Below are 23,249 nucleotides of genomic sequence, written 5' to 3'. Positions count from 1 at the left end.
CAGGAGAACGGCGGCCGCGAGGCCCGCCTAAGGCAGAGCCATGAGCGTTTCCGAGATCGCCCTCGCCGAGGGCCAGACCAACAGCAGGCGCGGCGGAGAGTTCCGGCGCGGGCTTGCCGCTTCGACGCCGGTGCTGCTCGGCATCATCCCCTATGCGCTGGTGCTTGGCGCGCAAGCGGCGCAGAAAGGCCTTTCCGTCGTCGAGGTGTCGCTGATGACCGGGCTCAATTTCGCCGGCGGTTCCGAATTCGCCGCGATCCAGCTCTGGACCTCGCCGCCACATATCCTTCTGATCGCCGCCATCACGCTTTTGGTCAACAGCCGGCATTTCCTGATGGGCGCGGCACTTGCGCCGTTCATCAAGCATTTGCCGAGGCGGCAGGTTTTTCCGGCGCTGTTCCTGATGTGCGACGAGAGCTGGGCGGTTGGCCTGGCCGACGCGCAACGCCGTGCCGCCGACGGCCTGCGGCCGGCCTTCAGCCTGCCTTTCTATCTGGGCGCCGGCCTGCCCTTCTACCTCGCCTGGGTCGCGTTCACGACCTGCGGCGCGGCGCTCGGCCCGGTGCTCGGTGACGTCGAGACATACGGCTTCGCAATGGCCTTCCCGGCCGTCTTCCTGGTGCTGCTGCGGGGCATGTGGAAGGGCTTTGCCGCGGCGCGGCCATGGCTGGTCAGCCTCACGGTGGCGGCGCTCATCTATCTCGTCGTGCCCGGCGCCTGGTATGTGGCGGCCGGCGCGCTGTCCGGCCTGCTGGCCGCGTGGTTCCTGGCAGGTGACAAATGATCGACCCGATGACCGTGCTCGCCATCCTGGCGATGGCCGGGGTAACGTATCTCACCCGCATTGGCGGCTATGTGATGCTCAAGAACCGCACGCTCAGCCCGCGCGCCACGGCGGTGATGGAAGCCGCGCCCGGCTGCGTGCTGATCTCGGTGATCGCGCCGGACTTCGTCTCGAAGAACCCGGCCGACCTTGCGGCTCTCGCCATCACCCTGCTTGCCGCGACGCGGCTGTCGATGCTGCCGACGGTGGTGATCGGGGTGGCCTCGGCGGGCCTGTTGCGGTGGCTGATGGGATAACCGGCTTCAGCCGCCGTAAAGCCCGAGCTCGTCCAACTGGTTGCCCTGCCCGCCGGCATGCTGCTTCAAGGCGGCATCCAACCGGTCGCCGTGTCGCGGATCGACGATCGCGTTGACGAGCGTATCCAGCGAAACGCCAAGCTGGTCCAGGCCAAGCTGCCTTTCTATCTTGGGGACCGCCGACGGAGATTGCCGTTTCAACGCTTCGACGGCGTTCTTGATCGCCGAACCGTAGGAAGACACGGATTCGTAGTCGGCCTGATCGACACGGAACTCCTTGCCCGCGCGCTGCATCAGCCGGACCTTCGTCGCCGTGATGTTGAGGCTGTCGAGACTGAACATGGATGCCGAGACCGCGGGCTCCGCCGGCATGAGCGGCGAAGCCGCGGGGCCGGAGGCGCTGTCGGTGGTCGCGACGAGATTGTCCGCCGACGGCCTAGCCATTGGCGGCAGACGTTGCTGCTGCAGGATTACAAGAGCGGTGTTGAGCGTCGAAGACATCGCCGGTCTCGCTGGCGCCCCTCCGTCATGGACCGGACGCCGGACAGTCAAGCCAAGACGTCATGTCCCGAGCGGAGCGTTTCACAGGCAATAGCCCGAGTATCCTAAGAGTTCGATAGAACGATGGTTCACCTTTTAACGATGAACCGCGCTATCTCCTCGTTTTGGCTCAATTCCGAAAGAGGGCCGCGGCAAGGCCGCGGAGCCTGTCCGTTACACGACGCCGGCAAGCGGGGACTCGCCTCTGCTTGCCGGAAACCACCATCCGGGATTGCGGCCTTCAATCCGGACGCTCAGTCGTCGCCGCCGCTGTCGCCGCCACCGTCATGGCTGCCGCTGTCGCCGCCTCCGTCATGGCTGCCGCTGTCGCCGCCGCCATCATGGCTGCCATCGTCCCCGCTTTCGTGGTCGTCGTCGCCCTGGTCGCCTTCATGCGAGCCGGAAGTGGCGCCGCTGCCATTCTGCCCGCCTTCGTCATTCTCGGCGGCCTCATGGTCGTCGCCGACGCTGGATGTATTGACCTGATCCTCATTATCGTCGGCCGTGGATGTCGCCGTCAGCCCGCCGCCGTTATCCGAGCCCGCATGGGATGGCTGGGTGGCGAAGAGGCCGAGCAGGCCGATTGCAGTTGCCGCAAGCAAGGGAAGGGTTTTCATCCAGGCGCTCCGATTCGCTTTGTGACTCGGATCATCATCGTAGCGGATTACGGGGCCCTTAAATGAGTAATTTCAATTTTAGTAAGTGCTTATTTTATAGCACCCAGCCTGGCATGCGGCCGTTCCCTTGAAATCGCGGCTCTTGCCACGATCGCCTCCAGCGGCTCGGGCCGGTGCAGGAAATAGCCTTGGCCATAGGCGACGCCCATGCCCATGAGGATCTCCAGCGCGTTCTTTTCCTCGATCTTTTCGGCTACCACGGCGGCGCCCATCGAGCGGGCGATGCCGGTGATCGCCGAGACGATCTCTCGGTCGAAGCGGCTGTAGGCGATGTGCTCGACGAAGGAGCCGTCGATCTTGATGGCGTCGATGGGGAAGCGCCTCAGATATTCGAACGAGCTCATGCCGGCGCCGAAATCGTCGAGGCTGACGCGGCAATGACGCTCGCGCGCCCGGCGCACGAATGCCTCGGCCGCGTCGAAATTGGTGACGGCGGCGGTCTCGGTGATCTCGAAGCCGACCGCCGACGGAGGCGCGCCGCTTTCGGCGATGGCCTCGTCGACGAAGCTCCAGAGCTGCGGGTCGGAAAGTGTCTGCGCCGACAGGTTGAAGTCGAGCGAGATGGCGCCGGCGCGCATCGCCTCGCCATGGCGCAGCATCGCGGTGTGGATGATCCAGCGGTCGAGCCGCGCGGCTAGGCCGAAGCGTTCGGCCACGGGCACGAAATCGATGGGCGGGATCATCTTGCCGTTGCGGCCTTCGAGCCTGGCCAGCACCTCGACATGACGGCTGTCCTTCCATGGCAGGCCGAGCTTGTGGATTTCCTGGCCGTAAAGCTTCAGCCGGCCGTCCTCCATCGCGTCGACCAGGTCGGCGGCGAGCCGCGCGGCGTTGAGGCCGCCGGAGCCGGCGACCGACTCCGGCGAGAACACGGCGAAACGGTCACGGCCGCCGGCCTTGGCGGCGTAGCAGGCATCGTCGGCGCAGGCGAGCGCGTCGGCCACGCTCATGTTGCGGTCGCGCACGAAGGCGATGCCGATGCTGGCGGCAAGGCGGCGCGAGCTGACCGCCGAGCCGAGATCGGCATCGCGCACGGCGGCGAGCACGGCGCGGGCAAGGCGCTCGGCACAGGCGTCGTTGCAGTTCGGCACCATCAGCGCGAACTCGTCGCCGCCGAGGCGCGCCGCATGCGCCGACGCCGGCAGGCTGGCGAGGATCCCGGCAGCCACGCTCTTCAGCGCCAGATCCCCGGCGGCGTGGCCGGCATAGTCGTTGAGCGCCTTGAAGTAGTCGAGGTCGACATAGAACACGCCAAGCGGCAGGCGCTCGGCCAGGGCGATGTTTTCGGCAAGCAGCCGGTCGAAGGCCGAGCGGTTGAGCAGCCCGGTCAGGGCGTCGTGACGCGCGGCGAAGGCGAGCCCCTCGGCGCGAGTCTTCTCCTCGGTGATGTCGCGCACAGTGCCCAGCACCTGGCCGGCCGAGCCGACATCGGCGACGAAGCGCACCAGAGATTCGAGATGGCGGACCTGGCCGTCACGCCGGATGATGCGGTATTGCGAGGCCACGACTTCGTTGGAGCCCGGCGCGATCTCATGCGCGCGCTCGGTGGCTTCCTTGTCGTCCGGATGGAGATAGGTGTGCCACAGCTCGGCCGACACCTCGTCGTTGTCGGCAACGAGGCCGAATATCTCGCGGCTGCGCGCGTCCCAATAGCTCTTCCTGGTGCCGATATCGTGGTGCCAGATGCCGGTGCCGCTGGCGGCGAGCGCCAGGCGAAAGCGGATGTTGACCTGTTCCAGCGCCGCCTCGGCCTCTTTCTGCCGGGTGATGTCGGTCTGCACACCCATCAGCCTGAACGGCTTGCCGTCGGCGTCCCATTCGACGATGCCGCCGCGGTCGAGCACCCAGACCCAGTGGCCGTCCTTGTGGCGCAGGCGCAGCTCGGTCTCGATGGATTCGACGAGGCCCACGATATGGCGGTCGCCGCTTTCCTGCGCGCGCTGGCGGTCGTCGGGATGGGTGAGCTTCAGCCAGAGATCGGAGGTGTTGGCGAGCTCGCCCTCCTCATAGCCCAGCATCTTCGACCAGGTCGGCGAATAGTAGCAATCGCCGGTCGACAGATTCCAGTCCCATAGGCCGAGATGTGCGCGGTCGAGCGCCAGCGCCCAGAACTTGCCATTGCGTTTATTGTCGTCCGCCATTCTTTGTTCTTGCCGTCCCGTCCCAGCAATATTGCATGAAAGCAGAGAAGAAAGAGTTACCGGGGGTACAGCTAATCTCCCTCCTTGTGGGGGTTGAGGAGCGGTCCGCGCAGCGGACGGGAAGCCAATTGCTTGGCTTTCCGAGCGACGAAAGCCGGCAGGCCAGAGAGGGGCGCGAAGGATCGCGGCGTTGCAGGATCAAGGTTCCTCGCCCCACGAATGTCGGGAGAGGTGGCTCGGCGAAGCCGAGACGGAGAGGGAAGCGCCCTGCGAAGGCCCCTCTCGGTCCGCTTCGCGGACACCTCTCCCCGCGTCTGGCGGGGCGAGGAACCCAAGCTTCAGCAGGCCGGCGGGACAGCGCCCCCCTCTGCCCTGCCGGGCATCTCCCCCACAAGCGGGGAGATTGCTAGCCGCCCACCGCCAGCCTGCGCCTCACCACCGCCGCATGATACCGCGCGCCGTGCAGCAGGCCTTGGTCGTTGAAGTCATAGGCCGGATTGTGCAGCGGCGCGGTGTCGCCATTGCCCATGAAGACGAAGCATCCGGGCACATGGTCGAGGAAGCGGGCGAAATCCTCCGAGGCGGTCATCGGCTCAGCCGCGACGCGAACAGCGTCGTCGGCGGCGACGCCAACGGCATCGTCGGCCAGCACCGTCCTGGCCGCCGCAAGTGCCTCATCCACCAGCGCCGCATCGTTGATCAAAGGCACGAACTCGCGCGTGTAAGTGATATCGGTCCCGACGTTATAGGCCTGCGCCGTACCCTTGGCGATGCGGCGCATCTCCGTCTCGATCGCGGCGCTCACCTCGGGCCGGAAACTGCGGCAGTCGCCGAGGATGCGCGCCATGCCGGGCAGCGCGTTGCGGGTGCCGTCGGTGATGAGCTCGGTCACCGAGACGACGGCGATATCGGCAGGGCTCAGGCGCCGCGAGACGATGGTCTGCAGATTGACGACCAGCGCGCAGGCCGCGACCAGCGTCTCCTGCCCGGCATGCGGCCGCGCCGCGTGGCCGCCGAGGCCCTTGAGCACGATCTCGAAATTGTCCTCGGCGGACATCACCGGGCCGCTCCGCGTCTCGAAATGACCGATCGGCAGGCCGGGCATGTTGTGCAGCCCGAAAATCTCCTCGAAGGGGAAGCGCTCCAACAGACCGTCGTCGAGCATGGCCAGCGCGCCTTTGCCCCATTCCTCGGCCGGCTGGAAGATGAAGCGCACGGTGCCGTCGAAGCCGCCTTCGCTAGCGAGCAGCTTGGCGGCGCCGAGCAGCATCGATGTGTGGCCGTCATGGCCGCAGGCATGCATGGTGCCGGGTGCCTGTGAGCGATAAGGCGCGGTCCCTTGCTCGGCGATGCGCAGCGCGTCCATGTCGGCGCGCAGCGCAATGGCGCGATTGCCGCTGCCGCGCGTCAGCGTGCCGACGACGCCGGTGCCGCCGATGCCCTCGGCGACCTGCAGCCCGAAGCCGCGCAGCTGTTGCGCGACGAAGGCGGCGGTGCGTTTTTCCTCGAAGCCGAATTCGGGATGGGCGTGGAGATCATGCCGCCACGCCGTCATTTCGCTGAGCAGTGCCTGTCGGTCGAGTTCAGTCATCGTCGCCCTCAAGCCTGTCTCAGGCAGTCTGCAGGAACACCTCTTCCGGCGCCATCCCGACCAGCTCGGCGAAGCGGCCATGGTCGGTCGCGCCCTCCGAGTTGATGACGAGCACGCGCGAATGGCTGTCGAGGCCGAGCGCGGCGCGCATTTGCCTGTCGCCCGCGGCGCGGACCAGTCCGGCGAGCCCTGCTCCGCCGCTCTCGCCGGAGACGATGGCCGGATCGTTGCCCAGGGGCCGCGCCAGCCGCTTCATCACCGCGACCGCGTCCTCTTCGTCCACCGTCATGAAGGCATCGCCGACTCGCATCAGCACGCGCCAAGCGACGAGGGACGGCTCGGCGCATTCGAGCATCGTCATCACGGTCGACTGCTGATTGGCGATCGATACCGGTCGCCCGGCCTGGGCCGAGGCGAAGACGCAGGCCGAGCGCTTCGGCTCGACCACGATCGCCTTCGGCCTCCGGTCGCCCAGCATTACCGCCATATGGCCGGCGATCGCCGCCGCGAAACCGCCGACCCCGGCCTGCAGGAAGACATGCGTGGGCGGCTCGGCCATGCGCCGCAGCGTCTCGCGCACGATCACCGTATAGCCCTGCATGACCAGGCCAGGCACGCGCTCATAGCCCAGCCAGGAGGTGTTGGAGACGATCTTCCAGCCGCGCTCGGCGCCGACGCGGGCGACTTCGCGCACAGCATGGTCATAGCCGCCCTCGACCTGCACGATCTCGGCGCCGAAGCGGGCGATTGCCGCGACACGCTCGGCGCTGACGCCGGCATGGACGTAGATCACCGAACGCGCGCCGACCATGCCGGCGCCCTGCGCGACCGAACGGCCGTGATTGCCGTCGGTGGCGCAGACGAAGATCATGCTCGACGCGATCTGGCGCACTTTGGCGTCGTTCATCTCGCTGATATCGACGGCGCGCCCAAGCCACTTGCCGGCCTCCTCCAGCACCAGCCGGACGACGGCATAGGCGCCGCCCAGCGCCTTGAAGGAGCCAAGGCCAAGGCGCTGGCCCTCATCCTTCACATGAAGCGCCGCGATGCCGAGCTCATCGGCCAGCGCCGGCAAGCCGTGCAGCGGTGTTTCGGCATGGTCGTCGCGCGCCCCGAGGTAATGCTCGGCTCGCGCGCCGCCGGCCATGCCGAGGGCCTCTGCATCGGCGGCAACCAACGGCTGGTTGTGTTCTGGACGTTGGTTGAGAAGCAGCATGCTAGCTTTCCTGCAAGGCACTGAAACTCTGTTGGCGGGCGCGAATCCGGCGGGATTTTGGCGCCTTAATTGGCTAAGTGATTGAAGTTTGTTTCGATTGGATGTCGCCGAATGTTCGCTTCGCAGCGACTCGAAACATCAAACTTGACTATTTTTGGGGGTATTTTGACCCGATGGCACGGTGTCGGCGACGCCCGCATGCGTTTTCTCCGCAATCAGTCGGCTGCCAGCCGGGCGGCGACGCCGAGCAGGATGTTGGCGCCGGCCACCAGTTCGCCGGGGGCGGTGAACTCGGCTGGATTGTGGCTGATGCCGCCCCGGCTGGGCACGAAGATCATCGCCGACGGCGCGATGCGCGCGATCATCTGCGCGTCGTGGCCGGCGCCGGAGGTCATGCGCCGGCAGGAAAAGCCGGCGGCCCTGGCGCCATCCTCGATCAGCGAGACGATGCCGGCATCGAAGGTGACCGGCTCGAAACGCGCCAGGCTTTCGGCATGGATGGTGACACCGGCGCTTGCGGCAAGTTTTTCGAGGAAGGCGGCGAGCGCTGCTTCCTGTTCGCGAAGGTGGGTTTCGTTCGGATCGCGCAGATCGATGGTGAAGGTCGCCCGCGACGGGATGACGTTGATGGCGTTGGGCTCGAAGGCGATGGTGCCGACGGTGGCGACCGTCCGCGTCGACGAGGCGTCGGCGCGGTCCGCGAGGAAGCCGATCACCCGCGCGGCGGCGACGCCGGCATCGCGGCGCATCGACATCGGCGTGGTGCCGGCGTGGTTGGCCTCGCCCCCGATGGTGATGCGCTGCCAGGAAATGCCCTGCAGGTTCTCGACGGCGCCGATGGCGATGCCTTCGCGCTCGAGCACCGGCCCCTGCTCGACATGCAGCTCGACATAGGCATGCGGCTCGAGGAAGCCGGGCTCGAGGCTGCCGGCATAGCCGATGCGCTCCAGCTCCTTGCCCAGCACCGTGCCGTCGGTGCCGACCGAGGCCAGCGCTTCGCCAAGGTCGCGGCCGCCGGCAAAGACCAGCGAACCCATCATATCGGGCGAAAAGCGCACGCCCTCCTCGTTGGTGAAGGCGGCGACGACGAGCGGGCGCGCCGGCGCGAAGCCGGCCTCCTTCAGGCTCTCGATCGCCTCGAGGCCGGCGAGCACGCCGTAGCAGCCGTCATAGATGCCGGCGTCGATCACCGTGTCGATATGCGAGCCGAGCATGATCGGCGCCTGGCTTGCGTTGGCGCCGGTCTTCCAGATACCGAAGATGTTGCCGATGCGGTCGACGGCAACGTCCAGCCCCGCCTCCTCCAGCCAGCCGACGAGGCGGTCGCGGCCGAGCCTGTCCATGTCGGATGCGGCGACGCGGACGAGCCGGCCCTGCGCATCGCGGCCAAGGCTGCCGAGCTCCTCGATGCGGCGAAGCAGACGGTCGGCGTTGATCGTGAGGTTGCTCATGCCGGCTGCTTCTCCCGCGTCACCTCGTCCGGCGCCATCCCGACCAACTCGGCATAGCGGCCGGGGTCGGTCGCGCCTTCGGAGTTGACAATGAGCACGCGGGAGGCCGTGTCGAGGCCGAGCGCGGCCCGCATCTTCCTGTCGCCGGCGGCGCGGATCAGCCCGGCGAGCCCCGCCCCGCCGCTCTCGCCGGAGACGATCGCAGGGTCGTCGCCCGAAGGTCGCGCCAGGCGGTTCATCACCGCGACGGCATCTTCCTCGTCCACGGTCATGAACGCGTCGCCGATGCGCGACAGCACGCGCCAGGCGACCAGCGACGGCTCGTAGCATTCGAGCATCGCCATCACCGTGGGCTTGCTGTGCTCGATCGCGACGGGGCGCCCGGCCTTCGCGGTTTCATAGAGGCAGGCCGCACGCGCTGGCTCGACCACGACTGCCTTGGGGCGATCCTCGCCGAGCACGATGGCGAGATGGCCGGCCACCGCCGCGGCGAAGCCGCCGACGCCGGCCTGCAGGAAGACGTGGGTGGGCGGCTGGGCCAAGCGCTTCAGCGCTTCGCGCACGATCACCGTGTAGCCCTGCATCACCAGCCCCGGAATGCGCTCATAGCCCGGCCAGGAGGTGTCGGAGACGACGGTCCAGCCGCGCTCGTCAGCGACGCGGGCGGCTTCCCTGACCGACTGGTCGTAGTCGCCGGCGATGCGCACCATCTCGGCGCCGAAGCGGGCGATGGCCGCCACGCGCTCGTCGCTGACGCCGGAATGGACGAAGATGATCGAGCGCGCGCCGACGAGGCCGGCGCCCTGCGCCACCGAGCGCCCGTGATTGCCGTCGGTCGCGCAGGCGAAGGTCATGCCGGCGGCGACCGCCTTGACCTCGTGGCTATGCAGTTCCGCGACGTCAACGACGCGACCGAGCCGCCTTGCCGCCTCTTCCAGCACCAGATGCATCACGGCATAGGCCCCGCCCAGCGCCTTGAAGCTGCCGAGGCCGAGGCGCTTGCCCTCGTCCTTGATATGCAGCGCGCCGATGCCGAGCTCGCCGGCCAGCGCCGGCAAGGCATGCAGCGGCGTCTCGGCACGGTTGTCGCGCGCGGCAAGGAAGCGTTCCGCTTCGGCGGCCTCGGCGAGCCCAAGCGTCGCGGCGTCTTCCTCGGTCAGCGGCCGGCGATGGTCCGGGTGGCGATTGAGCAGGAACATGGGTCGGCTTTCTCCGTCTCGATGACTGGAAATTTATTGCAAGCCGAGCGAGAAAGGCGCTCTGTTTTGGCGGTTGAAATGCAAGTTTGTTTCGTTTGGAACGCCACCATGTCCGCTTCGCCTGAACTCGACGCCTATGACCGCGCGATCCTCGCCATCCTGCAAAGGGACAACACGACGCCGCAACGCGTCATCGGCGAGAGGGTCAATCTGTCGGCGCCGGCCGTGCAGCGGCGCATCAGGCGCATGGAGGAGACCGGCGTCATCCGCGCCAATGTCGCGCTGGTCGATCCGGCCAGGGTCGGCCATCCGATCACCATCTTCGTCGAGGTCGAGGTGGAGAGCGAGCGCGCCGAACTGATCGACGCCGCCAAGCGCGGCTTTGCCGCGGTGCCGGAAGTGCAGCAATGCTATTACGTCACCGGCGAGGCCGACTTCATCCTGGTCGTCACCGTGGCTTCGATGGCCGACTATGAGGCGCTGACAAGGCGGCTGTTCTTCGCGGACAACAATGTGAAACGGTTCCGCACCTTCGTGGCGATGGACCGCGTGAAGGTCGGGCTGGAGGTGTCGCTGGCGTAGAAACGCCAGGCGGCATGGCGCCGCCTGGCATCTGCTCCTACTGGGTCGGCGCCATCGCGTGTTCGCACGAGACTTTCGGGTTCATGTCGACGAAGGTGCCGGTCGGGTTGTCCTTCCAGGCCCAGACATGCAGTTCGTAGAACTCGCCCAGACCGTAGCGGTTGGGCGCGCTGTTGAAGTTGAACAGCTGGCCATCCAGCGCCGCCGGCCCTTTCGAGGTGATGTATTCAACCGCCACCAGCTTCAGCGAGCCATCGGCCATCGGCTCGTACATCACCGCTTCGGGGCGCGCGATGTCGACCTTGTCGTCCTTCAGATAATCGCCGTTGACGTAATGGATGCCCATCGCGCCGCCGGTTATGCCGCTGGCGCAGGGAATGGGCGCGTACCCTTCGGCCGTTGCAGCCTTGACGTCGAGAAACCGGCTGTTGGCCGCTCGTACCTTGCCGGCCAGCGGGCTGGCGCCGGATACGGAGGCAGCCCCGTCCTGATACGCCTGCGCGAGGGTCGTGCAGGCCGACGACAGGGCCGCCGCCATGAGAAGCCTGTTCCAAAAGTTCGGTGTCATGTTCATTCTCGTTCTTCCTGAAAAGCCCGGCTGGCCGGCCGCCGGAAATACGGCGGCGCGACGGGCAAGCGCCGTGGCTGTTTGTGCTTGATGATCCCGGGTTCGATGCGGCCGCCGCCGATCATCCCTTCGGCAGATATGAAATCGTTCCTGCCACATCGGTGTTGTCGATCATCTGGAAGCGGCTGTCGCTGCCGCCCTGGCGGGCCGATACGAAGGGTGCGTAGGCTGGATCATTGGTGAAGGCGCGCACCGCCTCCTCCGACGGGAATGCCATTAGCGCGATCAGTGTCGTGTCGAGCGGATCGCCCTCGAGCGTCTTCACATTGCCGCTGCGCGCCAGATACCTGCCGCCATGCTTGTGAACCAGCTCATGCACCGAAGCGGCGTAGGCCGGTATCCATTTCGGGTCTTTCACCTTGATGTCCGCGATGAGGTAAGCGGTCATGCTTGACTCTCCTGGTTGCCGCGCACAGGGAAATCCCGTGCGTCGGCCAAGGAGCTCGCATGGCGGGGCCTGCGCCAACCAGTCCGCGATCTGTACTGGCAGGTACAGTTTCTGTACTCGCGGCTTCATTCATGAAGGGCTAATGTTCGCTCCGGCTTCGAGGGAGGGACACCGGTCATGGCACAGCACGGATACAAGCAGTTCTGCCCGTTATCCATGGCGGCCGAGGTGCTGTGCACCCGCTGGACGATGGTGCTGATGCGCGAGCTGGTGGCGGGCTCGACCCGCTTCAACGACCTGCGCCGCGGCGTGCCGAAGATGTCGCCGACGCTTCTGTCGCAACGGCTGAAGGAGCTGGAGCTGGCCGGGATCGTGGAGCGCGGGGAAGTCCCCGGCGAAAAGGGCATCTTCGACTATCGGCTGACCGAGGCGGGCCGCGATTTGCGCCCCGTGGTCGAGGCGATGGGCTTCTGGGGACAGAAATGGGTCGAGTCCCGGCTGTCGCTGAAGAACCTCGATCCGTCGCTGCTGATGTGGGATATGCGGCGCAACCTGAACCCCTCGCCGCTACCCGAAGGACGAACCGTAATACAATTTCTGTATCAGGATCTGCCGGCGTCGAAACGCTCGTGGTGGCTGATCGTCGAAAAGCACGGCGAGGTCGATCTGTGCTGGTACGATCCGGGCTTCGAGGTCGACCTCTACGTCTCGACCGACCTGCACACGATGACGGCGATCTGGATGGGGCTGCTCACCGTCGAGAAGGCCGGCGCGAAAGTCGCGTTGACCGGCGATAAGGCCATCGGCAAGCAGATGCAGACGTGGCTCGGCCTCAGCCCGTTCGCGGTGGAACCGAAGCGCGCTGCCTGACGTATGGCGTTCGCGTGGCCTTGACGGGCATAGTCTGTTCGAGATCTCGTATCATGAAACGATACTTTCTTCTTGATCGGAGGAACGTATCATGGTAGGATACGATTCGAGGGCGGTGGATGATACGTTCGTTCAAGGACAAGACCACGGAAGCGGTTTCGACAGGCAAAGCTCCGAAAGGGTTTCCGGCAGATCTGGTTCGTACCGCTCAGCGGAAATTGTTCATGCTCGATAACGCCACCGAACTTGTGGATCTCAAGGTCCCGCCGGGAAACCGACTTGAGGCGCTGAAAGGCGATCGCGCCGGCCAGTACTCAATTCGCATCAACGACCAATTCCGCGTTTGCTTTCGATGGACCGATGGCGGGGCGGACGATGTAGAGATCACCGATTATCACTAACGAGCCGACCAGCTCTCTTCGCAGGAGCGGAACCGAATGATCAACCTCGACAGACCCATTCACCCCGGCGAGATATTGAGGGCCGAGTTTCTCGAGCCGCTCGACCTGAAACCGTATACGCTGGCGAAGAAGCTTCACGTCCCACGCACGCGTATCGAGCGCCTGGCCAACGAGACCACGCCTGTTACGCCGGACACGGCTTTGCGTCTGGCAAAGTTCTTTGGCACAACACCGCAGTTCTGGATGAACATGCAGGCCAGTTACGATCTGGCTGTCGAGGGCGCGTCGCTTCAGGAAGAGCTCAAAGAGATCGAGCGGTTCGAGGCGGCGGCCTAGGAGCCTTTGCCTCCCCGCCCCAGCCACCGTGCATGAATCTCGCCCACGATCCCGCGCCGGAAGATCAGCACGCAGACCATGAAAATCAGGCCGGTGGCGATGGTCACCGGGAAGCCGGAGGTCGCCAGCGTATTCTCCAACCCGACCACCAGCCCGGCGCCGACAACCGGGCCGACCATGGTGCCGATGCCGCCGAGCAGCGTCATCAGGATCACCTCGCCCGACATCTGCCAGGTGACGTCGGTGAGCGTGGCGAACTGGAAGACGATCGCCTTGGTGGCGCCGGCAAGGCCGGCGAGCGCCGCCGACATGACGAAGGCGGCGAGCTTGTAGCGACCGACGGAATAGCCGAGCGAAATGGCGCGGTTCTCGTTCTCGCGGATCGACCGCAGGATCATGCCGAAGGGCGAGTTGACGATGCGCCAGATGGCGAAGACGCCGATCAGGAAGACGACGAGCACGAAGAAATACATGTTCATGGTGACGCCGAGGTCGACGACGCCGAAGAGATGGCCGCGCGGAACGCCCTGAATGCCGTCCTCGCCCTCGGTGAAGGGCGCCTGGACGCAGAAGAAATAGAACATCTGCGCCAGCGCCAGTGTGATCATCGAGAAATAGATGCCCTGCCTGCGGATGGCGAGGAAGCCCATGACCAGGCCCATCAGCGCGGCGCCCGCGGTGCCGAGCAGGATACCGGCCTCGGGCGGCAAGCCCCAGGCCTTCACGGCATAGGCGCAGAAATAGGCGGCGCCGCCGAAGAAGGCGGCGTGGCCGAAGGACAGCAGGCCGGTGTAGCCGAGCAAAAGGTTGAAGGCGCAGGCGAACAGAGCGAAGCACAGCATCTTCATGACGAAGATCGGGTAGATGACGAAGGGCGCCGCGATTAGCACCAGGATGCCCAGCGCCACCAGCGCCCGTTCCAGCCTGACGGAGGCGGCGGCGCGTTCCGCGTGAAGGGTCGCCTCGCTCATCTCAGGCGTCCCTTCCGAACAAGCCGGCGGGGCGCAGGAGCAGCACGATCGCCATGATGACGAAGACGACGAGGTTAGAGGCTTCCGGATAAAACACCTTGGTCAGGCCCTCGGCGAGGCCGAGCATATAGCCGGTGACGATGGCGCCGAGGATCGAGCCCATGCCGCCGACCACGACGACGGCGAAGACGACGATGATGAGATCCGAACCCATCAGCGGGCTGACCTGGTAGACCGGCGCTGCGAGAATGCCGGCGAGCCCTGCAAGGGCGGCGCCCAATCCGTAAGTGAGCGTCAAGAGCAGCGGCACGTTGACGCCGAATGCCTGCACCAGTTCCGGGTTCTCGGTGGCGGCGCGCAGGTATGAGCCGAGCCTGGTTTTCTCGATCAAAAGCCAGGTGCCGATGCAGACGATCAGCGAAGCAACCACGACCCAGCCGCGATAGTTGGGCAGGAACATGAAGCCGAGATTGGTGCCGCCGGCGAGCAGCGTCGGCACGGCATAGGGATTGCCGGAGACGCCGTAGTAATAGCGGAACACGCCTTCGATGACCAAGGCGAGCCCGAAGGTGAAGAGCAGGCCGTAGAGCGGGTCCAGTCGGTAGAGCCGCGACAAAGCAAGGCGCTCGACCAGCATGCCGAGCAAGCCGACGAGCAAGGGCACAATGACCAGCGCCGGCCAGTAGCCGATGCCGAGATGCACCAGCAGCAGATAGCCGATGAAGGCGCCCAGCATGTAGAGCGCGCCATGGGCGAAATTGATGATGCGCAGCAGGCCGAAAATGACGGCGAGGCCAAGGCTGAGCATGGCGTAGAACGAGCCGTTGATCAGGCCGACGAGGAGTTGGCCGAGCAGCGCCTGGATGGGTATGCCGAAGACCGTCAACATGATGCGATCATACCCCCAGCACCTCGTGCAATTTGTCGGTGTGCGCGGAAAACTCGTCGACCGGAAACCCTTCCACCACCTTGCCGTGGTCCATCAGGTAGAAGCGGTCGGCGATGCGGGCGGCGAAGCGGAAATTCTGCTCGACCAAGAGAATGGTCATGCCGCGCTTCTTCAGCGTCGCCAGCAATTCGCCGATGCGCTGGACGATGACCGGCGCCAAGCCCTCCGTCGGCTCGTCGAGCAGCAGCATCTCGACGCCGGTGCGCAGGATGCGGGCGATGGCCAGCATCTGCTGTTCGCCGCCGGAGAGTTTCGTGCCCTGGCTGTTGCGGCGCTCCTTCAAATTGGGGAAGAGCTCGAAGATTTCCTCGACGCTCATGCCGCCCTTGGCGACCACCGGCGGCAAGATCAGGTTCTCGTCGACGGTAAGGGTCGCGAAGATGCCGCGCTCCTCCGGCACGAAGCCGATGCCCTGATGCGCGACGCGGTGCAGCGGCAGGCGCAGAAGATCCTTGCCATTGAAGGTGACGCTTCCCGTCCGCTTGCGGATCAGCCCCATGATGGCGCGGAGCGTCGTCGTCTTGCCGACGCCGTTGCGGCCAAGCAGCGTCACCGTTTCGCCGCGCATGACGTCGAGGTCGACGCCGTGCAAAGCGTGGCCTTCTCCGTACCAGGCGTGGAGATCGCGCACGGCAAGCAGCGGCTCACTCATGCCCGACCCTCTTCATGCGCTGTCCCCATGTAGGCGACACGCACGCGCTCGTCCTTGCTAACGGTTTTGTAGTCGCCGGCGGCGAGCACCTGGCCACGCTGCATGACGGTGATCCAGTCGCAGAGATCGGCGACGACGGTGAGGTTGTGCTCGACCATCAGCACGGCGCGGTCTTTCGCCAGCGAGCGGATGATGCCGGAGATCATGCCGACATCCTCATGCCCCATGCCGGCCATCGGCTCGTCGAGCAGCAGCACTTTCGGGTCGAGCGCCAATGTCGTGGCGATCTCCAGCACGCGCTTCCTGCCATAGGAGAGATCGCCGGCCAGGCGATGCGCGGCATCGTCGAGGCCGACGATGGCGAGCAGCTCGCGCGCCCTCGGCGTCAGCGCGTCGAGCGCCGAGACCGGGCGCCAGAACTGGTAGCCCAGCCCACCCGGACGCTGCAGGGCGACGCGCACATTGTCGAGGACGGAAAGGTGCGGAAAGATCGCCGATATCTGAAAGGAGCGCACGAGACCCATGCGCGCAACGCGCGCCGGCGGCGTGCGGGTGATGTCGCTGCCGAGCAGTTCGATCCTGCCGCTGGTCGGCTGCAGGAACTTGGTCAAGAGGTTGAAGATGGTCGTCTTGCCGGCGCCGTTCGGGCCGATCAGCGCATGGATTTTGGCATGATGGACGTCGAGGTCGACATCCTTCACGGCGACGAAGCCGGCGAAGTCGCGCCTGAGGCCGCGGGCGGAAAGCACCACCCGCGGCGTCCGGTCGATGCCGTCCGGGCGGACGGCGGTGGCGGTGTCGAGCGTCACTTGGTGACGAGCGGGCAGCCGCTGTCTTCGGCCTTCATGAAGGCCTTGTCGCCCGGAATGGTCGCCAGGTAATTGTAGTAATCCCAGTCCTTCTTCGACTCTTCCGGCTTCTTGACCTGGTAGAGATACATATCGTGCACCATCGAGCCGTCGGCCTGCACCTTGCCGTTGGCGGTGAAGACGTCGTTGACCGGCATTTCATGCAGCTCATTGGCCACCGCCTCAGTCTCGTCGGTGCCGGCCTTGTCGATGGCCTTCAGATATTGCGTCACCGCCGAATAGGTGCCGGCCTGGATCATGTTGGGCATGCGGTTGGTGCGCTTGAAGAATTTTTGGGCGAAGTCGCGGCTTTTGTCGTCGCGGTCCCAGTAATAGCCTTCGGTGAGCACCACACCCTGCGCCGCCTGCAGGCCGAGGCCATGCACTTCGGCCAGTGTGAAGAGGAGCGCGGCCAGCCTCTGGCCGCCGGCGACGATGCCGAACTCGGCCGCCTGCTTGATCGAGTTCGAGGTGTCGAGGCCGGCATTGGCAAGGCCGACGATCTTGGCGCCGGAGGACTGCGCCTGCAGGAGGAAGGAGGAATAGTCGGTTGCGCCGAGCGGATAGCGCACCTCGCCCAGCACCTTGCCGCCGCTCGCCTCGACCAGCTTGGCGGTCTGGTCCTTCAGCGAATAGCCGAAGGCGTAGTCGACGGTGATGAAATACCAGCTGTCGCCGCCCTGTTTGACCAGCTCGCCGCCGGTGCCGACGGCCTGCGAATGGGTGTCGTAGGCCCAGTGGAAACCATAGGGCGAGCATTGCTTGCCGGTAAGGTCGGTGGAGGCGGCGCCGGTGACGATATCGATCTTCTTCTTTTCCTTGGAAATGCCCTGGACGGCGAGCGCCACCGACGAGGTGGTGAGCTCCATGATCGCGTCGACCTGCTCGGTGTCGTACCATTGGCGGGCGATGTTGGAGGCGATATCGGCCTTGTTCTGATGGTCGGCGCTGACGATCTCGATCGGCGCGCCCTGCACCTTGCCGCCGAAATCCTCGACCGCCATCTTGGCGGCCTCGACCGACCACTTGCCGCCGAAATCGGCATAGACGCCCGACTGGTCGTTGAGGATGCCGATCTTGACCTTGCCGTCGGAGATCTGGCCGGCCGCCGCCGGCATTGCCGATGCCGCAAGCAACGCGGCCGAGACGAGATAGGATGCTTTCACTGGTATTCCTCCCTTGTGGCCAACCACGTCAAACGCGCCGGCCTCGCGATGGTTCAACTGTCCCGCCCCGATTTTCGTTGAAAACAAGCGTCCCGCGTCACCTCCACCGTGCCGCGGACCGCTGCCTGCCTGAATTGCAAGCGCGGCGACCGTAGCATTCAGTTTCGCGATCGGAGAATGCTATTTTCGTAGCATGCCGCCCCCTGCCCGGGCCCATGGGGTCACGACCACGTGAGGTTGCTGCGCGGACCGGCACGATCACGCGATTGCCGGAGCAGGACGAACGCGGCAAACTCCGCTTGCCGATAAGCAATTATGGATGCTCACCGTGACGGATTATGGCGGCAAGGAAGCCGATGTGGTCAGGGCGCTGGAGGAAGACATCATCTTCGGCCGGCTGGCGCCGGGCACGCGGCTGGTCGAGGACGTGCTGCTTGCCCGCTTCCCGGTGTCGCGGCATACGATCCGCCAGGCGCTCTACCAGCTCGAAAAACTCGGCGTCGCCACGCGGGAACGCAACAAGGGCGCGATGGTGAGAAGGCTGTCGCCCGAGGAGGTCCGGCAGATCTACGAGGTGCGGGAGCTCTTGCAGCGGCAGGCGGCGCTCATGCTTCCACTGCCGGCAAGCGAGGCGCTGATCGAGGAACTGATGGAGATTCATGGCGCCTATAGTCGCGAAGTCGACGCACGCAATTTGCGCGGCATCCATGAAGCGAACGATCGTTTCCACATCACGATGTTTTCGGCCTGCGGCAACGACTACCTGGTGTCGTCGATCGAGCAGTATATGCGGCTGAGCTTGCCGGTGCGGGCCAATTCACTGGCCGACCCCGAACAGCTCGAGGTGTCGCGCCGGCAGCACGAACTGATGATCAAGGCGATGAAACACCGCGACAATCAGGAGCTGGCGCAGCTGTGCGTCAACCACCTGCAGCCTAGCAAGATCTTCTACCTGCAGGAGATCGGGAAGAACGACGCGGCCTAGAGCGGTTCACCGTTTCACACGGAACCGGCGAACCGTTCTAACTCTTTGTTTTTACGCAATTCCAAACGGAAAACCGCTCACACTTTTCCTGGAATTGCTCCAAGGCGCGTCGCTCTACCAGTCCGGCTCGATCGGCGCGTCTTCCGAAAGCCCCGGTGGATTGTGGGGAGCAAGCGTCGAGCGCGCCTCGCGCAACGCTGCCGGAAAAGCCGCCAGATACTCTTCGTCTTCGTCCATAGGCAGCTTCAGATATTGTTCGGCGATGAGCGCCGCGGCCTCCGACTGCTCGCGATCGCGGCTTGCCTTGACGGCCGAGCGGTCGGGCCGCCGCGCCAGCCAGGCCTTGTGAAGCGCAAACACTCGCGGGTCGATCGTCGGTATCTTCACGGGATAGCCGCGCTCGTCGATGGCGATGCCGTCCGTCTTCGGCGCGTTGATGAGCCATTGCAGCCCGTCGATCGGCGCGCCCTCAAGATCATCGGCAATCGAGGTGATCGACGCCGGCGACCGGTCTCCTAGAACATTTCTTGCCTGCGGCCGGATAAGGTCCACCAGATAGCCGTCGCGGTTGGTGGCCCTGAAGGCTCTCGGCTGCAGCGGCCTGAAGGATTTGTCGACTTTCCGCAAGATGCCTATCAGGCCCGACTGGCTGATTTTCTCCGACGTCACGAAGCTGATGCGCCGGCGCGAATCGAAGAGCAGATCGATATCGCCGGTCGCGACGAGCCCGCTGGAAATCTGGACCCCCGCCAACGCTTCGTAGGCAAACAGGGAATTCGTGCCGACGACGAGCAACTGTTTTCCCAAGAGGTTCGTCTCGGCGCAGCGTCTCAGAATGCGTGCGGCGATGGCCGGCACCCTTCCCAATCCCATGGCCACATTGACCTTGGCCAATCCGTCCAGGCGCGCGGACAGGCCTGCCAGCAGATCCTTGTTGAGGTCCCTGCCCTCGGAGAAAGCGGCAAATGCCTTTTCCGTCTCCTGGCTTCTAAGACCGAGCGAGGTTTCGGCCTGCCTTATTTTGCGCAATAGATAGTCGGCGCCGTTGCGCTCAACCCAGCGCATGCTGCCGGCAAAGCGCCTCATGCGCTCAGCCTCGGCGCTCAGCCAGGCCTCATAGACCTGCTGGGTGTCGATGAACTGGCGCCTTTGCTCGCCCGTCAGCTCCCTCAGGCTCAATTTTTCCACTCTTCCGTTGCCTCTCCATTCTGATAGTGGAAAATCACTATTATTCAGTTTGTTATATGCATTTTTCCACTTTTATGCCAGTCCCCCATCATAATAGTGGAAAACTGTTTAAAAACAATATGATATAGCCATTTTGGATACCCTTGCCGTCATTAAATGATTTCTCGAACCGCTCACCACGGCAGTTTCTTGCGGTCGCGGAAGAAGCCGCCGGTCGGGCCGTCGTCCGGCAAGGTCGCGGCCCAGACGATGCCGGCTGCCCCTTGCGCGACAGGACGACCGCCCTGCCCGCCCATGTCGGTCGCGACCCAACCGGGGCAGATCGAATTGACCAGCACGCCCGAACCGCGCAATTCGCCCGCCAGGATGCGGGTCAGCGTGTTGAGCGTCGCCTTGCTGGTCGAATAGGCCGGCGCGCCGGCGCCCATCGAGGCGAGCGAGCCGCCTTCCGACGAGACGTTGACCAGCCGGCCATGGCCGGAGGCGCTGAGCAACGGCGCGAAGGCGGCGGCAACGCGCCAGGCGCCGAAGACATTGGTCTCGAAAGCCTCGCGGATCATCGTCCAGTCGGGCTTGAGCGCCCGCGCCGATGGGTCGTAATGGATGGCGGCGTTGTTGACCAAGACGTCGAGCCGGCCGAAGCGGCGCTCGACCTCGGCCGCGACCTGCGCTGCCGCATCGGGCGCCGCGACATCGAGCGCGATGGCCTCGACCTTGCCGTCCAGCGTGTTCGCCGCCGCCTCGCCCTTGGCGAGATCGCGCACGCCGATGAGCACGGTGAAGCCGAGTTCGGCCAGTTGCCTCGCCGCCTCCAGGCCGATGCCTCGGTTGCCGCCGGTGACCAGCGCCACCCTGCCGGAATGATCCTTGTTGTTGGTCATTGCTCCTGCTCTTTCAATTTCCTCTTATCGACAGCAAAGATGGGATCGATCACGCCGACCGATTAGAGCGCCGAGTTGGCGCTCACTGCGCAATGCGGCTCATGAATGGGCGCGGTCTCGAGCAAACCGGATCGCCATCGCCGCCCCGCAGAAGGAGGTAGCCGCATCCGGGAGCACTGCCCCTCCTCGCCGAGCGCCAGTGGTCAGAATCTGACGCGTGGTAAGGAGTCATAAGCCCGGTCGGCGTGGCGAGGAGGCCTCAGGGCCTAACGGCTGGAGGAACCCGCCACTGGTCGAGACCGACAGCGGATTGGCGGGAATTTTGGACGATGGCCGGCACGCTCAATCGAGACCGACCCAGATGTAGCCGTCCTCCTCGCGGCATGGAATGAGACGCAACGGAGCCCGGTTCTTCGAGATATCGCCGAGCATCTCCATGCCGGCCGAAGTTCCGTCCTCGTTGAGCGCCTCGCACCACCTTACGATTTCGCCTGTATCCAGATCGAATCCGCTGTGATGCCAGCGACACACCAGCGTGCCGTCCTCGCCGAAAGTGCTCGCCCGTCCTGCGTGGCCGTTGGCCCGCGAGGCAGTCTCGAAGAATGGCAACTTCAAATGCGGGCAGGCATTGTTAAAGGCATAGACGCGCCCGCCCCTGCGCAAAATCACGGCATAGAGCGCCTGGAACTCGATGACTTTGTGGTCGCCGTCCTTCAGTTCGCTCGTGGCGACCGCCCGGTGCCACGTCTTGCCGCCCAGTTGCATAGTCTCCCGCGCGCCTTTTTCGTTCAGCCGGCGCTCGGCTTCAACCTTCAGCTTCTTTATCTCGTACAGCGAAATTCGGTCGGAGGTACCGCGCAAACGCACCCGAATGAAATCGGATACTTCAACCTCATTCTTTACCTGTTCATAGAGCGTCTCGGTAATCAGGAGGCGGGTTCCGGCCTCCTTGTTGGCCGCTTCGACCCGGCTCGCCACATTGACCGCATCGCCGATAGCCGTCAGGCGCTCGTTGCCGGGTGATCCGACCGAGCCGATCACCGCTTCGCCCAGATGCAAACCAACGCGAATATCGAAGTCGATGCCGTACATCGAGGCAAAAAAGGGTTTTAGCCGATCGACCGTGGCAAGGGTCTGCAGGGCCGCATTGACCGCGCGCACCGGTGCATCGTCCTGGCCGTTCACGCCAAATATCGCCATAAGCCCGTCGCCGACGAACTTGTCGATGTAGCCGTCGTTGAGCTCGATGACTTCGGCGACCTGAGTGAAATACCGATTGAGCAGATACATGACATCGTAGGGCGTCAACGTCTCGGAGAAGTGGGTGAACCCGGCCACGTCGCTGAAGAAAATGACGACCGACTTCAGCTCGCCCGCGCTCGTGGACCTGTGCGGAAGCAACTGACTGGTCATTCGCAGGTCGGTCTCGTCGAGCACGAGCCTGCGGAAGGTGATGTCGGAGGCAGGTCTGAGCTGGCAAGCCAGACGCACGTTGTTGCCAAGCCCCAATCGCTCCACGAGCGTGCGCTCCAGCGCGGTGCGCTCCGGGCAGCCGTCCGCACCGTCGAGAATCCAGATCCGGCAGGTCGAGCACTTGGCCTTGCCGCCGCAAGCGCAGGCGATCGGGACATCTGCCCGGCGAGCGGCTTCAAGGACAGATTCCCCGAGCGCCGATTCGATCGATATGTCGTCAGGCAGCGATAGCAACGTAGGCATCGGAACTGATCTTCCAGTACGAAGTGGCGCCAGACGCTGGTGTTAACAACAGGTCTATCGGCCGGACAGCGTTTTGGCCTCGTTCGGGCAACATTAGCCCAGCAGCGGCTTGGATGCCATCGTCGAGTCCGATAGTCCGCCTGGGTCGGTCGAAAGGCGCGTTCCGCATCGGATACCAAGCGTCGGATTTTGACCACCAGGCAGCCATCCATTCCACGGGTGGGGAAATGCCGGACACAATCCAGAAACCAGATTCAACAGTTTGGAAAAACTCGCGAAAAGACCGGCTGTCATAACGATACCCGGAGCAGCCGACGAATGCGGCGAGCGACAATCCGATATCGATCTTCGAAAAGGAATGCCGATATGAAAAAGACCCTTCTTTCCGCGCTCGGCCTGGCCGTCGCGCTCGCTTTCGCGGTGCCCGCCGCCAACGCCCAGACCAGCACGACGACGACGACCGCGCCGGCGACGACCACCACGGCTCCGGCCTCGACCACCGCTGCTCCGGCCGCCGCCGAGACGGCGAAGCCCGCCGCCAAGGTCGCGCATCACAAGAAGCACAAGAAGCACAAGAAGCATCACCGCCGTCATCACGCCCGCAAGCATCACCTGCGCAAGCACCGTCGGCATCACGTGCGCAAGCATCATGTGAAGCGCGCGCACAAGCACGCCCACAAGAAGCACACCAAGAAGCAGGCCGCATAAGACCCACTCCCGCCAGATTTTTTAAGCTATTGCGCAAGACTTCATGACGGATGATCCCGCGCCGCTTCAAAGGGAACCGGGATCA

25 protein-coding genes are annotated in these 23,249 nt (G+C 64.7%); 8 read left to right on the top strand and 17 right to left on the bottom strand.

Annotated features, from left to right (window positions below; genetic code table 11):
* The first annotated feature begins 40 nt into the window (after nucleotides 1–40).
* Both DPM33_RS12610 and DPM33_RS12605 read left to right on the top strand, forming a co-directional pair.
* On the top strand, nucleotides 41–784 hold the full coding sequence (locus tag DPM33_RS12610) for an AzlC family ABC transporter permease (RefSeq protein WP_112097771.1): 744 nt from the start codon (nucleotides 41–43) through the stop codon (nucleotides 782–784).
* Nucleotides 781–1,080: an AzlD family protein gene (locus DPM33_RS12605; RefSeq protein WP_112097770.1), complete on the top strand. Its 300-nt coding sequence runs from the start codon at nucleotides 781–783 to the stop codon at nucleotides 1,078–1,080. The genes DPM33_RS12610 and DPM33_RS12605 overlap by 4 nt, the downstream gene beginning before the upstream one ends.
* A gap of 6 nt (nucleotides 1,081–1,086) precedes the next feature.
* Here DPM33_RS12605 and DPM33_RS12600 read toward each other — a convergent pair whose 3' ends face one another.
* The 7 genes from DPM33_RS12600 to DPM33_RS12570 form a co-directional block, all read right to left on the bottom strand.
* Nucleotides 1,087–1,581 carry a hypothetical protein gene (locus DPM33_RS12600; RefSeq protein ID WP_112097769.1) on the bottom strand — a complete coding sequence of 165 codons (495 nt, stop codon included), beginning with the start codon at nucleotides 1,579–1,581 and terminating at the stop codon, nucleotides 1,087–1,089.
* A gap of 293 nt (nucleotides 1,582–1,874) precedes the next feature.
* Nucleotides 1,875–2,237 (bottom strand): hypothetical protein, encoded by a 363-nt coding sequence (locus DPM33_RS36180; protein ID WP_167449041.1) that lies wholly within the window; start codon nucleotides 2,235–2,237, stop codon nucleotides 1,875–1,877.
* Nucleotides 2,238–2,326: 89 nt separating this feature from the next.
* Entirely contained in the window at nucleotides 2,327–4,438 is a 2,112-nt protein-coding gene (locus DPM33_RS12590; protein ID WP_112097767.1) for an EAL domain-containing protein, read from the bottom strand.
* A 406-nt stretch (nucleotides 4,439–4,844) separates the two neighbouring features.
* A complete protein-coding gene (locus tag DPM33_RS12585; RefSeq protein ID WP_112097766.1) occupies nucleotides 4,845–6,029 on the bottom strand; it encodes a M20 aminoacylase family protein in 1,185 nt (394 codons plus the stop codon).
* Nucleotides 6,030–6,048: 19 nt separating this feature from the next.
* A complete protein-coding gene (locus DPM33_RS12580) occupies nucleotides 6,049–7,245 on the bottom strand; it encodes a diaminopropionate ammonia-lyase (protein ID WP_112097765.1) in 1,197 nt (398 codons plus the stop codon).
* Between the two features lie 215 nt (nucleotides 7,246–7,460).
* Entirely contained in the window at nucleotides 7,461–8,696 is a 1,236-nt protein-coding gene (locus DPM33_RS12575; RefSeq protein ID WP_112097764.1) for a Zn-dependent hydrolase, read from the bottom strand.
* Nucleotides 8,693–9,895: a diaminopropionate ammonia-lyase gene (locus DPM33_RS12570; RefSeq protein WP_112097763.1), complete on the bottom strand. Its 1,203-nt coding sequence runs from the start codon at nucleotides 9,893–9,895 to the stop codon at nucleotides 8,693–8,695. Before DPM33_RS12570 ends, DPM33_RS12575 begins: the two co-directional genes overlap by 4 nt.
* A 108-nt stretch (nucleotides 9,896–10,003) precedes the next feature.
* Here DPM33_RS12570 and DPM33_RS12565 point away from each other — a divergent pair, with 108 nt between their 5' ends.
* Nucleotides 10,004–10,477, top strand: coding sequence for an Lrp/AsnC family transcriptional regulator (locus tag DPM33_RS12565; protein ID WP_112097762.1), 474 nt, complete (start codon nucleotides 10,004–10,006; stop codon nucleotides 10,475–10,477).
* Nucleotides 10,478–10,514: 37 nt separating this feature from the next.
* On the opposite strand, the gene DPM33_RS12560 is transcribed toward DPM33_RS12565, so the two are convergent.
* Both DPM33_RS12560 and DPM33_RS12555 read right to left on the bottom strand, forming a co-directional pair.
* Nucleotides 10,515–11,045, bottom strand: coding sequence for a hypothetical protein (locus DPM33_RS12560; protein WP_425373500.1), 531 nt, complete (start codon nucleotides 11,043–11,045; stop codon nucleotides 10,515–10,517).
* Between the two features lie 121 nt (nucleotides 11,046–11,166).
* Nucleotides 11,167–11,493: a DUF1330 domain-containing protein gene (locus tag DPM33_RS12555; RefSeq protein ID WP_112097761.1), complete on the bottom strand. Its 327-nt coding sequence runs from the start codon at nucleotides 11,491–11,493 to the stop codon at nucleotides 11,167–11,169.
* A gap of 177 nt (nucleotides 11,494–11,670) precedes the next feature.
* Here DPM33_RS12555 and DPM33_RS12550 point away from each other — a divergent pair, with 177 nt between their 5' ends.
* From DPM33_RS12550 to DPM33_RS12540, 3 genes are all read left to right on the top strand, one after another.
* The gene (locus tag DPM33_RS12550) at nucleotides 11,671–12,363 is read left to right on the top strand and encodes a winged helix-turn-helix transcriptional regulator (protein ID WP_112097760.1); all 693 of its coding nucleotides are present in this window, start codon (nucleotides 11,671–11,673) and stop codon (nucleotides 12,361–12,363) included.
* Between the two features lie 119 nt (nucleotides 12,364–12,482).
* Nucleotides 12,483–12,764: a type II toxin-antitoxin system RelE/ParE family toxin gene (locus DPM33_RS12545; protein WP_112097759.1), complete on the top strand. Its 282-nt coding sequence runs from the start codon at nucleotides 12,483–12,485 to the stop codon at nucleotides 12,762–12,764.
* 36 nt (nucleotides 12,765–12,800) lie between these two features.
* Nucleotides 12,801–13,100 (top strand): HigA family addiction module antitoxin, encoded by a 300-nt coding sequence (locus DPM33_RS12540; RefSeq protein WP_112097758.1) that lies wholly within the window; start codon nucleotides 12,801–12,803, stop codon nucleotides 13,098–13,100.
* Here the strand turns inward: DPM33_RS12540 and DPM33_RS12535 are convergent.
* From DPM33_RS12535 to DPM33_RS12515, 5 genes are read right to left on the bottom strand one after another with little or no spacing between them, the layout of a single operon-like run.
* Nucleotides 13,097–14,071, bottom strand: a complete 975-nt coding sequence (locus DPM33_RS12535; protein ID WP_112097757.1) for a branched-chain amino acid ABC transporter permease — start codon at nucleotides 14,069–14,071, stop codon at nucleotides 13,097–13,099. The two genes, DPM33_RS12540 and DPM33_RS12535, sit on opposite strands and share 4 nt — an antisense overlap.
* Nucleotide 14,072: 1 nt before the next feature.
* On the bottom strand, nucleotides 14,073–14,960 hold the full coding sequence (locus tag DPM33_RS12530) for a branched-chain amino acid ABC transporter permease (protein ID WP_112097756.1): 888 nt from the start codon (nucleotides 14,958–14,960) through the stop codon (nucleotides 14,073–14,075).
* Nucleotides 14,961–14,967: 7 nt separating this feature from the next.
* On the bottom strand, nucleotides 14,968–15,672 hold the full coding sequence (locus tag DPM33_RS12525; RefSeq protein ID WP_112097755.1) for an ABC transporter ATP-binding protein: 705 nt from the start codon (nucleotides 15,670–15,672) through the stop codon (nucleotides 14,968–14,970).
* Nucleotides 15,669–16,481, bottom strand: coding sequence for an ABC transporter ATP-binding protein (locus DPM33_RS12520; protein ID WP_245442109.1), 813 nt, complete (start codon nucleotides 16,479–16,481; stop codon nucleotides 15,669–15,671). Before DPM33_RS12520 ends, DPM33_RS12525 begins: the two co-directional genes overlap by 4 nt.
* Complete coding sequence (locus DPM33_RS12515) at nucleotides 16,478–17,686, bottom strand: ABC transporter substrate-binding protein (RefSeq protein ID WP_112097754.1); 1,209 nt, start codon at nucleotides 17,684–17,686, stop codon at nucleotides 16,478–16,480. Before DPM33_RS12515 ends, DPM33_RS12520 begins: the two co-directional genes overlap by 4 nt.
* 319 nt (nucleotides 17,687–18,005) lie before the next feature.
* On the opposite strand from DPM33_RS12515, the gene DPM33_RS12510 reads away from it, so the two are divergent.
* Nucleotides 18,006–18,671, top strand: coding sequence for a GntR family transcriptional regulator (locus tag DPM33_RS12510; RefSeq protein ID WP_112097753.1), 666 nt, complete (start codon nucleotides 18,006–18,008; stop codon nucleotides 18,669–18,671).
* Between the two features lie 114 nt (nucleotides 18,672–18,785).
* Here DPM33_RS12510 and DPM33_RS12505 read toward each other — a convergent pair whose 3' ends face one another.
* The 3 genes from DPM33_RS12505 to DPM33_RS12495 form a co-directional block, all read right to left on the bottom strand.
* Nucleotides 18,786–19,850, bottom strand: a complete 1,065-nt coding sequence (locus DPM33_RS12505; RefSeq protein ID WP_112097752.1) for a GSU2403 family nucleotidyltransferase fold protein — start codon at nucleotides 19,848–19,850, stop codon at nucleotides 18,786–18,788.
* A gap of 182 nt (nucleotides 19,851–20,032) precedes the next feature.
* Nucleotides 20,033–20,740, bottom strand: coding sequence for an SDR family NAD(P)-dependent oxidoreductase (locus DPM33_RS12500; protein WP_112097751.1), 708 nt, complete (start codon nucleotides 20,738–20,740; stop codon nucleotides 20,033–20,035).
* Nucleotides 20,741–21,082: 342 nt separating this feature from the next.
* Complete coding sequence (locus tag DPM33_RS12495; protein WP_112097750.1) at nucleotides 21,083–22,456, bottom strand: adenylate/guanylate cyclase domain-containing protein; 1,374 nt, start codon at nucleotides 22,454–22,456, stop codon at nucleotides 21,083–21,085.
* 366 nt (nucleotides 22,457–22,822) lie between these two features.
* On the opposite strand from DPM33_RS12495, the gene DPM33_RS12490 reads away from it, so the two are divergent.
* Nucleotides 22,823–23,164 (top strand): hypothetical protein, encoded by a 342-nt coding sequence (locus DPM33_RS12490; RefSeq protein WP_112097749.1) that lies wholly within the window; start codon nucleotides 22,823–22,825, stop codon nucleotides 23,162–23,164.
* The last annotated feature ends 85 nt before the right edge of the window (nucleotides 23,165–23,249 follow it).

It is taken from the genome of Mesorhizobium hawassense (assembly GCF_003289945.1).
GTDB lineage: Bacteria > Pseudomonadota > Alphaproteobacteria > Rhizobiales > Rhizobiaceae > Mesorhizobium > Mesorhizobium hawassense.
Note: the sequence above shows the minus strand (reverse complement) of the source record. Positions and strands in the feature narration are given on the sequence as shown.